General features: G+C 60.0%; 8 protein-coding genes. 1 reads left to right on the forward strand and 7 read right to left on the reverse strand.

The annotated features are described in order from the left end of the window. Positions 1-48 precede the first annotated feature (48 nt). The 4 genes from astD to PspS49_RS22235 all read right to left on the reverse strand — a co-directional run bounded on the left by astD (position 49) and on the right by PspS49_RS22235 (position 5,046). Positions 49-1,518, reverse strand: coding sequence for a succinylglutamate-semialdehyde dehydrogenase (gene astD, locus PspS49_RS22220; protein WP_174245134.1), 1,470 nt, complete (start codon positions 1,516-1,518; stop codon positions 49-51). Continuing rightward, positions 1,515-2,540, reverse strand: a complete 1,026-nt coding sequence (gene astA / locus PspS49_RS22225) for an arginine N-succinyltransferase (RefSeq protein WP_160041483.1) — start codon at positions 2,538-2,540, stop codon at positions 1,515-1,517. The genes astD and astA overlap by 4 nt, the downstream gene beginning before the upstream one ends. A 51-nt stretch (positions 2,541-2,591) precedes the next feature. Next, positions 2,592-3,611, reverse strand: a complete 1,020-nt coding sequence (gene aruF / locus PspS49_RS22230) for an arginine/ornithine succinyltransferase subunit alpha (protein ID WP_007919353.1) — start codon at positions 3,609-3,611, stop codon at positions 2,592-2,594. 214 nt (positions 3,612-3,825) lie between these two features. Then, positions 3,826-5,046: an aspartate aminotransferase family protein gene (locus PspS49_RS22235; RefSeq protein ID WP_008077923.1), complete on the reverse strand. Its 1,221-nt coding sequence runs from the start codon at positions 5,044-5,046 to the stop codon at positions 3,826-3,828. Between the two features lie 305 nt (positions 5,047-5,351). Between PspS49_RS22235 and PspS49_RS22240 the strand changes: the two genes are divergently transcribed. Then, positions 5,352-13,166 carry a DUF6543 domain-containing protein gene (locus tag PspS49_RS22240; protein WP_160041485.1) on the forward strand — a complete coding sequence of 2,605 codons (7,815 nt, stop codon included), beginning with the start codon at positions 5,352-5,354 and terminating at the stop codon, positions 13,164-13,166. 37 nt (positions 13,167-13,203) lie between these two features. On the opposite strand, the gene PspS49_RS22245 is transcribed toward PspS49_RS22240, so the two are convergent. From PspS49_RS22245 to PspS49_RS22255, 3 genes are all read right to left on the reverse strand, one after another. After that, on the reverse strand, positions 13,204-14,196 hold the full coding sequence (locus tag PspS49_RS22245) for a GlxA family transcriptional regulator (RefSeq protein WP_174245078.1): 993 nt from the start codon (positions 14,194-14,196) through the stop codon (positions 13,204-13,206). 262 nt (positions 14,197-14,458) lie between these two features. Then, positions 14,459-15,223 (reverse strand): ATP-binding cassette domain-containing protein, encoded by a 765-nt coding sequence (locus tag PspS49_RS22250; RefSeq protein ID WP_007912705.1) that lies wholly within the window; start codon positions 15,221-15,223, stop codon positions 14,459-14,461. A 27-nt stretch (positions 15,224-15,250) separates the two neighbouring features. Further along, positions 15,251-16,363: a M14 family metallopeptidase gene (locus PspS49_RS22255; protein ID WP_160041489.1), complete on the reverse strand. Its 1,113-nt coding sequence runs from the start codon at positions 16,361-16,363 to the stop codon at positions 15,251-15,253.

Genomic DNA, 16,363 nt, shown 5'->3' on the forward strand with positions numbered 1-16,363 from the left:
GTGTGAACACCACTGAACCTGTAGGAGTGAGCCTGCTCGCGATGGCCGTTACGCCATTTTCACGCCTGGCGTGAGGGCCGATGGCAACACCAGGCTCGGCGTTTCCAGCGACGCCACCGGGTACGCGCAGTAATCCGCTGCGTAATAGGCACTGGCGCGATGGTTGCCCGAAGCACCGACACCGCCGAACGGCGCGCTGCTCGCAGCACCGGTCAGTTGTTTGTTCCAGTTGACGATCCCGGCACGACTTTCCAGCCAGAACTGCTGATAGCGCGCTTCGGAATCCGACAACAAACCAGCGGCCAGACCATAAGCCGTGTCATTCGCCTCAGCGATCGCTGCTTCGAAATCGGTGTAGCGGATTACTTGCAGCAACGGGCCGAACAGTTCTTCGTCCGGACGATCGGCCACCGCCGTCACGTCAACAATGCCCGGCGTCAGCAACGCAGCTTGTGCCTGTGGCTGAGTCATCTCCAGCAATGACACTGCGCCATTGGCCAGCAGATGCTCTTGAGCGTCCATCAGCGCTTTCGCTGCGCCGAGGGAAATCACCGAGCCCATGAACGGCGCCGGTTGCTGATCGAACGCTCCGACTTCAATGGTCGCGCTGACCTCAACCAGGCGCTTGAGCAGGCCGTCGCCCCACGCGCCTTGCGGCACCAGCAGACGGCGTGCACAGGTGCAACGCTGGCCGGCAGAGATGAACGCCGACTGAATGATCGTGTAGACCGCCGCATCCAGATCCGCGACCTCATCAACCACCAGCGGGTTGTTGCCGCCCATTTCCAACGCGAGAATCTTGTCCGGACGCCCGGCGAATTGCTGGTGCAGATGATTGCCGGTGCGGCTGGAACCGGTGAAGAACAGGCCATCGATGCCCGGGTTCGCCGCCAGTGCGATGCCGGTTTCGCGAGCGCCTTGCAGCAGGTTCAAAACGCCTGCCGGCAGACCCGCTTCGATCCAGCACTTGACCGTCAGCTCGGCGACTTTCGGCGTCAGCTCGCTTGGCTTGAACAGCACGCTGTTACCGGCCAGCAATGCCGGAACAATGTGACCGTTCGGCAAGTGGCCGGGGAAGTTGTAAGGACCGAACACCGCAACCACACCGTGCGGCTTGTGACGCAGTACGGCGGTGGCGTCGCCCAACGGGCCGCTCTTCTCGCCGGTACGCTCGCGGTAGCTCTGCACCGAGATGGCAATCTTGTTGACCATGCTGGTCACTTCGGTCGCGGATTCCCACAGCGGCTTGCCGGTCTCTTCACCAATGGTGCGAGCCAGTTCGTCAGCGTGGTTTTTCAGCGACGCGGCGAAGGCCTCAAGCACAGTGATGCGCTCTTCCAGCGTACGACGCGCCCAGCCCGGAAAGGCCTGACGTGCAGCCTGCACGGCCGATTCAACCTGAGCAGCCGTGGCGCCCTCCCCCGACCACAGCACTTGCTGGGTCACCGGGTTCAGCGATTGAAAGGCCTCGCCCTGACCGGCCAGCCACTCACCTGCGATGTATAGCGAATTCATTATTTCGACTCCCGTGCAGCGGACAACGCCACGGCGCGCACTTGATCACCAGCGTTGAGTTGAAGACGTTTGGCGGTCTGCGGATCGACCACCAGCGTGCCGGCAGCGAGACGCGCCGGCGCAGCGGTGATGCGGCAGTCTTCGCGCTTGCGGTTATGGATGATGAACGGCGTGGCGTCGTCGCCCGGAGTACCGACGGCGAGCACCAGCGCTTCGCTGTCACGCACTGCGCGGATCTTGCCGGTTTCGCATTCGATGGCCGGGCCGGCGTCGAAGATGTCGACGTAACCCTGATAGCTGAACCCTTCGCCCTTGAGCATCGCCAGGGCCGGCTCGGTGTCCGGATGCACCTGACCGATGACGTTACGTGCGCCTTCGGAGAGGAAGCAGGTGTACAGCGGGAATTTCGGCATCAGTTCAGCGATGAACGCCTTGTTGCCGACACCGGTGAGGTAATCGGCCTGGCTGAATTCCATTTTGAAGAAGTGCCGACCCAGACTTTCCCAGAACGGCGAACGGCCGGCGTCATCGGAGACACCGCGCATCTCGGCGATGATCTTGTTGCCGAACAATTCCGGGAACTCAGCGATGAACAGCATCCGCGCCTTCGACAGCATGCGACCGTTCAACCCGCTGCGGTAATCGGCGTGCAGGAACAGCGAGCACAGCTCGGAATTACCGGTCAGGTCGTTGGCCAGAAACAGCGTCGGAATCTCGCGATAGATGTTCAGCTCTTGCGAAGCGCTGACAGTGAGGCCGACACGGAAGTTGTACCAAGGCTCACGCATGCCGACAGCGCCAGCAATGGCGGAAATCCCCACCACGCGACCGTCGTCGTCTTCGAGCACGAACAGGTAGTCCGCATCGCCACGGCCAGCTTCACCGCGAAAGGTCTTCTCGGCCCAGCCGACCCGGTGGGCCAGACGTTCTTCGTTGGCCGGCAAAGTGGTCAGACCGGTGCCGGTGCTGCGGGCCAGGTCGATCAGAGCGGCTAAATCGCTGCTGCGTACGGGACGAACAATCATGCTATCTCCTCAAACGGGCCGCTTTCGCCACCCGTGAAACTCGCTAAGGCGTTAAACCGCCACCAGGCGCACGCTGGCACCTTCACCGACGCCCAGGGCTTCGGCCGCTTCCAGATCCAGAGTCACTGGTTTGCCCGGCGCGTAATCCAGTTCCAGCAACACCGCGCGGTAATCCTGCAACTGCGCGTTGGCCACCAGATACTGGCGCCCGGCACCTTTCACCGGCTCGCCGATCTTCACCGGCACCACGCGGCTCTGGGCGATCGAACGGATCCCCGAAACGCGCGCATGCAGGGTCGGGCCACCGTCGAAAATGTCGATGTAGTGATCAGTCTCGAAGCCTTCGCGCATCAGGATGTCGAAGGTGATCTGCGCACGTGGATGCACCTGGCCCATCGCCTCTTGGGCGGAATCCGGCAGCAGCGGCACGTAGATCGGATAATGCGGCATCAGCTCGGCGAGGAATGTACGGCTTTTCAGCCCGCACAGACGCTCGGCTTCGGCGTAGTTGAGGTCAAAGAAGTTGCGCCCGATTGCATCCCAGAATGGCGAGTCGCCGTTCTCGTCGCTGTAACCGACGATCTCGGTGACCACCGAATCAGCGAAACGCTCCGGGTGGCTGGCAACGAACAGCAGACGGCCACGGGAGTTGAGCTCGGACCACGGCGAACCGACCAGCTCGCGCTGCACGTAGAAACTGGTCAGCAAGCTGTTGCCGGTCAGGTCATGGCACTGCGAAAGCACGTGGATCTTGTTGTGGATCTTCAGCTCGCGCGAAGCGTGGACGAAGGTCTCGTTGCGGAAGCTGTAGAACGGCTCCGAATAACCGGCCGAGGCGACAATCGCCGAGCAACCGACCAGCTTGCCGGTGGTGGAATCTTCGAGGACGAAGAAGTAGCTCTCTTCACCGTTGAAGCTCACTTCGGCGGCGAACGAGGCTTCGCTCGCAGCGATCTTGTCGCTCAGACGTTCCACGTCATCCGGCAAGGAAGTGACACCAATCGGGCTGTCCGCAGCCAGACGCTGTACCTCGCCCAGATCAGCCATTTGCGCAGGGCGCATCACCAGCATGGTGTCACTCCTTTCTCTTATCAATTCACAGAAAAAATAACCGGGCCTACATGGAGATCAATGTAGGAGTGAGCCTGCTCGCGATTGCGGTCTGTCAGAAACCAATGAGTCGACTGACATACCGCAATCGCGAGCAGGCTCACTCCTACAGTTGATCTGGTCCGGCATAAAATTTTGATCGACGCCTGAAAAACTCCAGGCGCCGAAAGGTCTATCAGGCTTGCGTCAGTGCTGCAGCCGCGCGTTCAAAGCGATCCAGACCGGCATCGATATCAGCGTCTTCCACCACCAGGCTCGGGGCGAAACGGATCACGTCCGGGCCGGCCTGCAGAATCATCAGGCCTTCTTTTTCAGCGGCGTTGAAGATGTCTTTGGCTTTGCCTTTCCAGGCATCGCTGAGCACGCAACCGATCAGCAGACCGAGGCCACGTACCTGTGTGAACAGGCCGTATTTCTCGCCGATCTGCTCAAGGCGTGCCTTGAACTTGTCGTGCTTGGCGTTCACACCGTTCAGCACTTCCGGGGTATTGATCACGTCGATCACCGCTTCAGCGACCGCGCACGCCAGCGGGTTGCCGCCGTAGGTGGTGCCGTGAGTGCCGACAACCAGATGTTTGGCCAGCGCTTCGGTGGTCAGCATCGCCGCGATCGGGAAACCGCCGCCCAGGCTCTTGGCGCTGGTGAGGATGTCCGGGGTCACGCCGTAATGCTGGTAGGCGAACAACTTGCCGCTGCGGCCCATGCCGGTCTGCACTTCGTCGAACACCAGCAGCGCGTTGTTCGCGTCGCACAGTTCGCGGGCACCTTGCAGGTAAGCCAGTTCGGCCGGCAGTACGCCGCCTTCGCCCTGGATCGGTTCCAGCACGACCGCACAGGTCTTGTCGGAAACCGCTGCCTTCAATGCTGCAAGGTCGTTGTAAGGGACGTGGGTGATGCCGGTGATTTTCGGGCCGAAACCGTCGGAGTACTTCGACTGGCCACCGACGTTGACGGTGAACAAAGTACGGCCGTGGAAGCTGTTCAGCGCGGCGATGATTTCGTACTTCTCAGTGCCGAAACGGTCGAACGCCACACGACGGGCCAGCTTGAACGCGGCCTCGTTGGCTTCGGCGCCGGAGTTGCAGAAGAACACGCGCTCGGCGAACGTGGCGTCGATCAGCTTGTGCGCCAGGCGCAGGGCCGGTTCGTTGGTGAACACGTTGGACACGTGCCACAGCTTGTTCGCTTGCTCGGTCAGTGCACCGACCAGCGCCGGGTGCGCGTGGCCCAATACGTTAACGGCAATCCCGCCGGCGAAGTCGATCAGCTCGCGGCCGGCCTGATCCCAGACACGGGAACCGGCGCCACGCACCGGAATAAAAGCGGCAGGCGCGTAGTTGGGAACCATTACCTGGTCGAAATCGGCGCGTTGTACCGCAGCGTGCTCAACGGACATCGGAGTCTCCTGATGAGGGCCACCCGCCTGAAACTGGCGAGCGATGGGGGGATTGTAAGGACAGTTTTCTGCCCGGCCTTGTCGCCAAGCGACAACTTCTTATAGCGCAAACCCCGGATTTTCACGGGTTTACGGCAATGCGACAAATAGCGTCGCAAAGGCGCAGTTTAACTGGCCCTGCCGATTTGCGGCAGGCTGCAGAGAATAGCAACTCAACCTCGCAGCAAAGCTATAAATATGTACCGCACCTCGATCGCCATTTGCTGATTTGCTGAGCATTCCTTTCAACGCCCAAGGAATGGCCAATGAACTTGCCCGAAGGACAACAACCGGCATCCCCGCCCGACACCAACGATGCCCAACACCCTGACGATCATTACCTGCCGCTGAAGAACGCTATCCCCGATTGGCTGGGCAGGGCCTCAGTCGCTCGCCGCGAGGCACTCAAGCGTATTTCGCCGCAACGCTCGTCCCCCGTGCAATCTGCGCCCGCCACGCAACACACACAGATGAAAAGCCTCAATGCCGCCCACATGGCCGCTCAAAGTGAGGTCGATAAAAGCCTTGAACACCTGCAAGACGCCAGCGCCTTTGCCGAACCGTTGCTCCAGGCAGAGCTGAAAAAGTGTTTCGATCTGGATCTGGATGTCAGAACCACATTTGTACGCCTGTACATTCCCGCCACCACGCCGTGGTTTCCGATAAGCACAGGCGCGCGCGTCTGGTCCGTCTCGCTGCTGGATGCCGCGCTGCATAACTTCGAGGAAAAGGAAAGCTACGCGGCAGCCTTCGAAGCCGCGTCGACCTACACCACCCGCCCCTCCCCCACAGGCCAGTTCGAAGCCCTGCCGTCGATCAAAGCCAAACTGAGCATTTCGGCGTTCGTCCAGTTGTGCCGACGGCTGGATATCGGCGCGCAGTACAAGAAAAAACTCGAAGACACGCTGGGTTTTACCGATTCGACGGTGAAGTCAGCACTGCGAAAGAAAATAGACGCCAGTGCCAAAGCCTCCATGAAAGCCGCTCTGCAATGGGCGCTAATGAACCGGGACATATCGCAAAGTTACTCTCGTCTGGTTGAAGCGATGCTTGACGGGTTGGGCGGCCTCTATGTCAAAGACGCGCCGGTACGCAGCCATGACATAACCCTGCTGGGCGCGTCGCTCACCGGTATTGTCGTGTTTGCCCCGGATCTGTACGTGTCTCGCAGCGCCGCACGGGTGGTGGCCTACGTTCCGGATGATCCCGAGCATCCCTTCAAGGAATATGCCTCAGCGGCCGAAATGGTGGTTGAACTGACACGACAACTGCGTTCGAAGGATTACCAGCAATTCTTCAGCCGATTCGTCAACCACGATCAACGGGGGGCTTTCTTCAGCACGCTGAACAGTCGACTCACGCAGATCAAGTGGCACCCCCACGAGCCAGGCAACGCGCTGCCTACATGGCGTGAAGCGCCGGTCGAGCGCCCCGATCTGCAGTCGGGGCTCGAGCCGTTCGCCGACGATCTGTGGCAGCACCTCTACCAGACCCGACTGAACAAGATCCTCAATGACGCTCAGGTCATTGCCGTTCCCACCGCAGCGGTGGACCAGAAGGCACGCTGGGCCTTCTGGGATTCGGTGGTCAACATCATCACCACGATTGCGCAGACCGCCGCACTGGTCGTCGCGCCATTCGTGCCGGTTCTGGGCGAAGCGATGATGGCGTACATGGCCTATCAGTTTCTCGACGAAGCGTTCGAAGGCATCATCGAATGGGCGCAAGGGCGTAAAACCGAAGCGTTCGAACACCTGATGGGCACAGTCGAGTCGCTAGTCCAGCTCGGCACTTTCGCCGTTGGTGGTGCGATTGGCGCTGCCGAGTTTCGCAAGATATTGCCCAAGGAGATTGTCGCGTTCATCGACCGCTTCAAACCTGTGCGACTGGCCAACGAACAAACCCGCTATTGGGACCCGAACCTCGTCCGCTATCAACACGCAAGCCTTCCTGATACAGGCTCAAAGGCCAGTGAGCTTGGCCTGCATCAACATCAGGGCAAGCAACTGCTGCCTCTCGACGACGCACACTTCGCCGTCAACGAAAGCCCGATCCCTGGCCAATACCGTATCGAACACCCGACCCGCGCCGACGCCTATCAACCCATTGTGCGACACAACGGTGCCGGCGCCTGGCACACCGAACTCGAGCAACCACTGGAGTGGGGCGGCGCCACTGCGCTGCAACGCATCGGGCCTTGCGCAGAGTCGTTTTCCCCCGCCGAGCGCGAGACGATTCTGCAAGTCAGCGGCGTCAACGAAGATGCCTTGCGCAAAATGCATGCTGATCAGCAAACCTTGCCGCCACTTCTGGCCGACAGCATCCAGCGCTTCAAGATCGATCAGGAACTGCAACGGCTGAGCGACCAACTCGATAGCAGCGATGCGCAAGAATACCTGCGCGTCGCCCCCGTGACGCAGCTGCAATTATTGACGGACCATGGTCGCTGGCCACGCAGCCAGCGCCTGCGTTTCATCGATCAACAGGGCGAGCTGATCTGGCAGTCCTCCGCTGACGAAACCCTGCCACTGACCGAGTTTCACCAAGAGCCCGACGGCGATGTGCTGAAGACACTGCTTGGCGCCCTGGACGAGCAGCAAACCAAAAACCTGCTCGCAGAACCCTTCAGCGGGCCAACGCATTCCGTGCAAGTGCGCAGCCAAACGCTGCGCAAGCAATTGGCCCAGCTCAGCAGACGCCACCGCACCACGCTGTTCGAATCGCGTTATCAGGCACTGCAGCGCATTGACGATCCACTGGCACAACAACTGGATCGACATCAGCCCGGCTTGCCGGCCAGCGTCACCCGCGAACTTCTCGACACGGCCACCGGCGGTGAACTGCGTCAGATCAATGATGGGCAACTGCCGGCGCGCCAGCAGGAGCTCATGCAACTGGCCAGCCAGGAAGTGCGCGTCACCCGGGCGTACGAAGGCCTGCAATTGAAAGCCACCAACAACCCCGATTCCGACTCCCTGGCGTTGCACAGCCTCAAGCTATTGCCTGGCTGGAGCGGCGATGTGCGTATCGAGATCCGCGACGCACATTACGAAGGGACGGTGCTCGACAGCATCGGACGCGACGCTGCCCCCGCACACAAAGTGCTGGTTCGTCAGCGCGACGGCCGCTATCAACCTTACGACGATCGCGGTCAGGAACTGCATTCGGCCACTGACTTCTACTCCAGCCTGTTGTACGCCTTACCGGACGGTGAACGCCAAAACCTGAACCTGCAGATCGGCCAGGCTGATGCGCTGAAAGCGGCGATCCGCGAGCGCACACTGGAGCGCAATGAGTTGCGCAGCGTGCTGTTCGATGCACCGATTCGCCAGCCTGGCGTGGACACACTGCGACTGGCCGGCTTCGCGGATCAACGGCCGACACTGCCACGGAGCCGTGACGATGCCGGCTTTTTTGAAGCCGGCGAACTCGGTGTGATCGGCATAGAAAATCAGGACAATCTGGTCACGGCAGGCCAACGAATCATCCGTCCCGAGGAGCGTGTACAGGCACTCTATCGAGGCTTCTCCAACGAAGAAGCGCGAAATTTCGTCGCTGCCTTTCAGAATGATACTGCGGCACTGAACGCGGATCTGGCCCGGCGCCACATCGAGTACAGCAAGCTCAGTGATGACCTGCGCCGATGGGAAATCGACGTACCCGCCAACCATCCGCAAAACGGTCAGCCGCTGACCTACATCGAGCGTCGGGAAGCCCTGCAGAATCGCGCCTTGCTCAGGGATGCACTGCTACGTTGCTGGCGCCGGCAAACCCGCGGCCCCGCCGGAAACATGCTGCAGATTGCGCAACCGATACTGGGCGAGTTGCCCGCACTGGAAGCGGATTTCAGTCACGTCGCCATGCTGTCGATCAATGGCAGCGTGCAAACCGGAGCAGTGGACGCGTTCCTGCAAAGTTTCCCGTCGCTGCTGTACCTGGATGCGCAAAACCTCAACCTGCCGAGCCTGCCCCAGGCTTTCACGGCCATGCCGCAATTGCGCCAGTTGATCTTGCGCAACTGCGGCATCAGCCACTCGACGGCCAACCAGGCAGTGCTTGCATCATTGTCCAACCTTTCATTGCTGGATCTGCGTGGCAATGCACTGGGGACACCTCCCGACGTCAGCGCAATACCGACGCTGCGCTACCTCAATCTATCAAACACGGGTATCGAAACCGTGCCCGCCAATCTGCTTGATCACCCGCAATTGATCACCGGCAGTTTCGATGGCAACCGGATCACGGAAATACCGGATGCCTTTTTCGACCTGGCCAGCTCCCTCAGTGACGGTTACGGTTTTGCCGACAACCCGCTGTCGGCCGCCACGCGGGAGAAAGTAAAAACATTCTATAACCACACGGGCAAGCAGTTCGGGGTACGCCAGGAGCCTGCGGATGTCTTGCGCACCACCACGTTGTTTCCTGAACTGAATGCCGACCAGGCCAGTGAGGTCCTGTACCGGCTCCCCGGCACCTGGGTTGAAGGCCGGGCCCAGCTCGCTCGCTGGGAAACCGAGCTCACCACACTGCAGACCGAACTCAGCGAATGGGTCACTCAAATACCTGCGCTCGACCCTGTGTTCAAACGGCCATTGACGCTGGAAGAACAGCTACTGGAACGCAATGCCAGAGACGCGTTCCGGCAGAGACTTGAACGGTTCTGGCGTTCCAGATCGACGACCGCCAGAGACAGCGAGCTGAGCGCAACACTGGAGTTCATTGGCGATCTGCCGGTGCTCAGCACCAACTTCGACCACGCCACCCGACTGACACTGGTGGGTAATAAAAACATCACTGCCACCCTGCCATTCATCCAGCGCTTTGATCATCTGACCACGCTGGAACTGCACGCCTTCGACCTCGAACCGATCGCGCTTGCACAGATCAGGATGCCTCACCTCAGCACACTGGAGCTCAACGATTGCGGCGTGGTGTTGACCCCGGAAAACCAGGCAACCCTGCTTTCACTCAACCACCTGCGTACGCTGGATTTGAGCAACAACCCCTTGGGCACCTTCCCCGACCTCAACCTCCTCCCGGAGCTGACTTATCTCGATCTGTCCAACTGCGGCATCAATGCAGTGCCCGACGGGGTGGCCAGCCATCTGAATCTGCGTACCGCGATTTTCAGCGATAACCGCATTAGCGAAATCCCCGATGCAGTGTTTGAGCATTCCGCCGATCAGAGTGACGGCTTCGATTTTTCCGGCAATCCCCTGTCGCTCGCCACACGCAACAAGGTCAAAAGCTATTACCGACGCATGGGCCACGACTTCAACGTACGAGCCGACGATGCTGATATTGCCCTGATGCGCCAACTGTTCCCGTCCCTGGACGAGCAAGCGGCCAGCGACGTGATCTACGATTTGCCCGGCACCCTGGCCGACAGCCGCAATCAACTGGTCGCGTGGCGGGCCGAACTCAATCAGTTGAAATCCGACCTGACCTTGTGGGCGCCACAGGTTCCGAGTGTTCACCCCGTCACAGGGCAGATCCTTACGGCGATCGAGCTGTTCGACCAGTACGCAGCCCGATCCGAGTTCGGCCAACAGCTGGAACGGTTCTGGCGCCACAGGTCAGTCGAGTCAGGCATGCGCGCGGACTATTTCGAATCCGACCTGCGATTCTTCGGTGACTTTCCCCGACTGACAGTCGATTTCACTCACGTCTCAGGCTTGAAGCTCAAAGGCAACGCCGCCATTGGTGCGCCGGAAGGGTTCTTCAATTTGTTCCTCAACACCCGTGAACTGGACCTGCAACAGTTTCCCCTGGGCGAAATCCCCCAGGCAGTGGCTCAACTGCCAGCGCTGACAGAACTGTCGCTGAGGGACTGCGGCGTGACGCTCACCCCGGCTGACGAGCATCTGCTCGCTACGTTGAGTGACCTTGAGCTTCTCGACCTGAGCAATAACCCGCTGGCGGTGATACCCGACCTTGAGCCCCTGCCGGCCCTGCGTGACATTCTGTTGTCCAATAGCGGTATCACGGCAGTGCCCAATGGCGTTGCCAATCACCCGAGCCTGAAAAACGCCTTGTTCAACGATAACCGCATCACCGATCTGCCCGAAGCGTTTTTCAACCTCGACCTGGATCTGGCCGACGGCCTCAACCTGACCAATAACCCACTGTCTCTGGCAGCCCGCGAGCGTATCAAAACCTACTACGTCGAACATGGGCGCAACTTTGACGTTATGCCGGACACCAGCGATCTGGACTGCGCGCAAAGACTGTACCCGTGGATGGACAAGGACGATGCCAGCCACATGATCTACCACCTGCCGGGCACACTGCAGGCTGGCACTGCACAACTGCTGCGCTGGGAAGTGGAGATCAGTCAGATGATCAGCGATTTGAGTGCGTGGTCCGAACGCGCACTGACCCGTAACCCCGCGACCGGCGAGTATTGGGGCGCATCTGAACGAGCCACAGAACTGTTCAAGAAGAGACAGTTCAGTCAGCAACTGGAAGGATTCTGGCGCAGCAGGAACGTCGACAAGACAGAGCTGAGGCTGAACGCGCTTGATATCGAGGCACCTTTTGCCGATGACTTGCCAGCGCTGACGGCCGACTTCAGCCATGTTGCCCGCCTGTCCATCCAGGGCAGTAACGCCTTGAATGCTCCGGACGCGTTCCTCACCTGCTTCAGCGGATTGCAAGCGCTGGAACTGCGCAATTTCGCGCTGGGTCGCCTTCCTCGTGCGCTGACACTTATGCCGAGCCTCGAAACGCTGACACTGAGCAGTTGCGGGGTTGTATTCGACGCGGCGGGGCAAGCCACGCTGACCGCAATCAGCCGACTGAAGCGCCTGGACCTCTACAACAACCCTTTGGCTACAACGCCGGACGTCAGCTCTTTGCTGGCGTTGACGGAGCTGGAACTCAGCCGGACCGGCATCACCGAGGTGCCTGCCGGTGTCGGCCAATTGCCTCAGCTGCGCGGCGTCTTTCTCAACGAAAACGCCATTGTTGAGCTGCCACAAGACATGAGCGGGTTTGCCGCAAACGGCGTCGTCCTCAGGGCCAATCCGCTATCCGCTGGCGCTCGAGAACGGATAAAAACCTATTACCAGTCCAGCTATCAGAACCTTGGGGTGGCGCCGGACCAGGCGGACATCGAGCTGACTCAGAGCCTGTATCCCGGCATCAGCGAAACGGATGCCGGTCATCTGATCTATGGTCTGCCGGGGACACTGGTCGAAGGACGGACTGAATTGCTGCGTCGCCAGAGCGACCTCGCCACGCTACATGACCAACTCGATGTGTGGGCGAAGGAGGTTCCACGCGATCCGGTGACCGGTGTGAGGCTTGCGGACGAAGTGTTACGCCAGGAAATTACCCGGCGCACGGATTTCATGAAGCAACTGGAACAACGCTTGCGCCTGGCGCCGACGCGCATGGCCCCCATAGACGTCACACTCGAAATATCGTTTACCGGCGAGCTGCCAGCCTTAAGCGGTCGCTTCGAACAGGTCAGCAAACTGAAACTGACCAGCACAGCCCAGGTACACCCACGGGTTGAGCGTCTGCTTGAGTTGTTTCCAAACCTGAGCGAACTGGCCGTCAGCGACTATCAGCTCAACGAAATTCCCCTGCCGGTGTTGCGCATGAACAACCTTACAAGCCTGACACTGCGTCGTTGCCGTATCGCTCTGACGGAGCAAGGCGCGAATGCGCTGGCCGCCATGACCAACCTTCGCGTCCTGGATTTGAAGCACAACCCGCTGGGGCGTGCGCCGGATCTGAGAAACCTGCAGGCGTGTCATTCACTGCATCTAAGCGACACCGGACTGACTGAACTGCCCACCGGCCTTTTTGATCTGCCGCAGTTGACGTACGCAGACCTTTCCGCAAACGCCATTACCGAACTGCCCGTCCCACTGCCCTTTTCCGCAGAGGGCAGAGCAGTCACCTATGACTTCAGTAACAATCCATTAAGCCCGCAAAGCCAGCAGAGTCTGACAACCTACAACGCGGCCAATGAATTGCGACTGCTCAAGGAGCGAGAAGCGCGGACCCGATTCCACCAGGAACTCGACGACTTTGAGGGTTCAAGCTTTTCCGATGGCGAAGAACAACCCTAAGCACAGTGAGCACTGGCGAGCGTTGGCTAACCAGTACTCAGCCGCGCTCGGGCGGCACTGACGACAATTCGAACGGGCTGCTGCTGCGCCGCTGGTTGCGATCTTCCCGCGGCGTGGCACCGAAGAAATTGCGGTAGGCGCTGGAGAAATGCGGCCCCGAAGAGAAGCCACACGACAGGCCGATCTGGATGATCGACTTGCTGGTCTGCATCAACATCTGCCGGGCCTTGTTCAGGCGCAGTTCCAGGTAGTACTGGCTCGGCACACGGTTGAGGTATTGCTTGAAGATGCGCTCCAGCTGACGACGGGACACGCACACGTGCTGGGCGATTTCGTCGGTGGTCAGTGGCTCTTCGATATTGGCTTCCATCAGCAACACCGCCTGGGTAAGCTTCGGATGACTGGAGCCGAGACGGTTCTGCAAGGGGATGCGCTGACGCTCACCACCCTCGCGGATGCGTTCAACCACCAGTTCTTCCGAGACGGCGCCGGCCAGTTCTGCACCGTGATCACGAGCCAGCACCGCCAGCAACAGATCGAGCACGGACATGCCGCCACACGCGGTCAGGCGATCGCGATCCCAGTCGAACAGATGACTGGTGGCGATGACTTTCGGGAAACGCTCGGCGAAATCATCCTGCCAGCGCCAGTGCACGGCAGCGCGATAACCATCGAGCAAACCGAGTTGCGCCAACGGATAAACGCCAGCGGACAAACCGCCGATGACGGTACCCGCACGCACCAGTTGCTTGAGCGCACTGCTGAGTGCCGGGGCCAACGTGGTCGGCGGCTCGTCGGCGAGGAGGAACAGTTTCTGGAAGTTTTCGAGCTTGCCGGTCCAGGGCTCACCGGGCAATTGCCAGGCGCCTTCGGCCCCGGCTCCTGTAACGGCTTCGGCCTGCAAGAATGACAGTTCGTAAACCACGTCCGGGTGCACACGCTGAGCAACACGCAAGGCTTCCTCCGCCAGCGCCAGCGTCAACGCTTTAGTGCTGGGCCAAATCAGGAAACCAATTCGATGGGCAGTCATGGGCGGGCAATCCGAAGCGAAGAACAGTGATGAAGGCATGGGCCAATGCTAGCCCGTAAATGAACACAAATCTTGAAACCAACCGAGATCCAGGCAGAGATCCAACTGTGGGAGCGAGCCTGCTCGCGAAAGCGGTGGATCAGTCGATATCTATGTCGGATGTCACACCGCATTCGCGAGCAGGCTCGCTCCCACAGAGATCGCAGGCCAGCCTTCTGGCTGCGAAGCATGCACTATCACGGTGCACAACGGCAGCCCTGATTTATTTCAAACTGCCCGAGAGGAATTGTTGCAAACGTTCCGATTGCGGATTAACCAGCACTTCACGCGGGTTGCCGCTTTCTTCAACAACACCTTTGTGCAGGAACACCAACTGGTTCGACACTTCACGGGCAAAGCCCATTTCGTGTGTCACCACAACCATGGTGCGACCTTCCTGTGCCAGCGCTTGCATCACCTTCAGCACATCGCCGACCAGTTCCGGGTCGAGCGCCGAAGTCGGTTCGTCGAACAGCATCACTTCCGGTTCCATCGCCAGCGCACGGGCAATCGCCACACGTTGCTGCTCGCCACCGGACATGTGCCCCGGGAACGCGTCTTTACGATGGGCCACACCGACCTTGTTCAGGTAGTACTCGGCTTTTTCGCGGGCTTCGTACTTGGGTACGCCCAGTACGTGAACCGGCGCTTCCATGATGTTTTCAATAGCAGTCATGTGCGACCACAGGTTGAAATGCTGGAACACCATCGACAGGCGCGAACGCATGCGCTGCAGCTGTTTCGGATCAGCGGCTTTCAGCGCGCCGTCCTTGTTCGCCACCAGTTTCAGCTCTTCGTTGTTGAGCAGAATCTTGCCCGCGTGCGGCTGCTCGAGCAGGTTGATGCAGCGCAGGAAAGTACTTTTGCCGGAGCCACTGGAGCCGATGATGCTGATCACATCGCCGGCTGCCGCTTTCAGGGACACGCCCTTGAGCACTTCGTGACTGCCATAGCGTTTATGCAGGTCTTGGACTTCAAGTTTGTACATGCGGTCGGTTCTCACAAAAACAGTCAGTCAGTCGTTGAGCAAGCGCCCGTGACGCAGCGCTTCGCGCCCCGCCACCTTGGCCAGCCAGAAACCGGGTTGGGCATAACGCAGCCGTTCAATGGCAAACAGCACCCCGGAGGTACCAGCACACACCGTGCTGACCCGATCGGACAGAGGATCAATCACTTCAAAAATCTCGTCGCCGGCCTCGACCCATTCGCCGGGCTTGCGCAGAAAACTTACGACGCCCGGATGCGGCGCGAACAGCAACTCGGTGCCTTCGAACGGCATGCCTTCACACGCTTCGTGCGCCGGGCTCGGCCACTCAACGGTAATCAAACCTTGCTCGGCGAGGAACGCCAGAATGCCTTCAGCATACGCGCAGGCTTCGGTGCGACCGGTATCGGCCTGACCGCCCAGCTCAATGGTCGTCGCCAGACACGCCAGCGGAATCTGCGCATCAGGGAACTGCCGCGACAGTCGCAGCCACGGCAACGAGCACGCCTCGTCAAACGAGCTGCCGCCGGAATCTTCCGCGAGCAATCCGACCTTCACATTCAGGTGCGCCGCCAACGAACGCCACTGCGGCCAGTGCTGCGGCAATGCGTACATGTGCAACGCGGCTTCGGCATCGCAATGCAGATCGAGCACTACATCGGCGGTGCAGGCATGGCTGAGCAACACGCGCTGCATGCCTTGCAACTGACTGCTCGCTTCCGGCAATGCCGCCAAGTGATCAGCCATCGCCTGACGGATCAGGCGCACATTGGCGTGCGGATCATCACCGAGGCTCTCAGCCAATGCCGCCGCAACCGGCGCACTCAGCTCGACGAAATCACGGTTGAAATTCTTGCCGCTGCCCGCTTCGAAACGGCCCTGGTGATTGCCTTGCAGCAACTGCCCGAGACCCAACGGGTTGGCGACTGGCACCAGTTCGACGACACCGTTGAGCAAGCCTTTGCCTTCGAGTTCGCCGAGGCGCTTTTTCAGCTCCCAGGCGGTGCGCATGCCCGGCAATTCGTCAGCATGGAGGCTGGCCTGAATGTAGGCCTTGCGCTCGCCATGGCCGAAGCGAAAGACCGAAATCTTGCGCTCGCTGCCCAGGTGGCTCCACGGCAATACGTGGTCGATGCGTTCCAT

Source organism: Pseudomonas sp. S49 (assembly GCF_009866785.1).
Taxonomy (GTDB): domain Bacteria; phylum Pseudomonadota; class Gammaproteobacteria; order Pseudomonadales; family Pseudomonadaceae; genus Aquipseudomonas.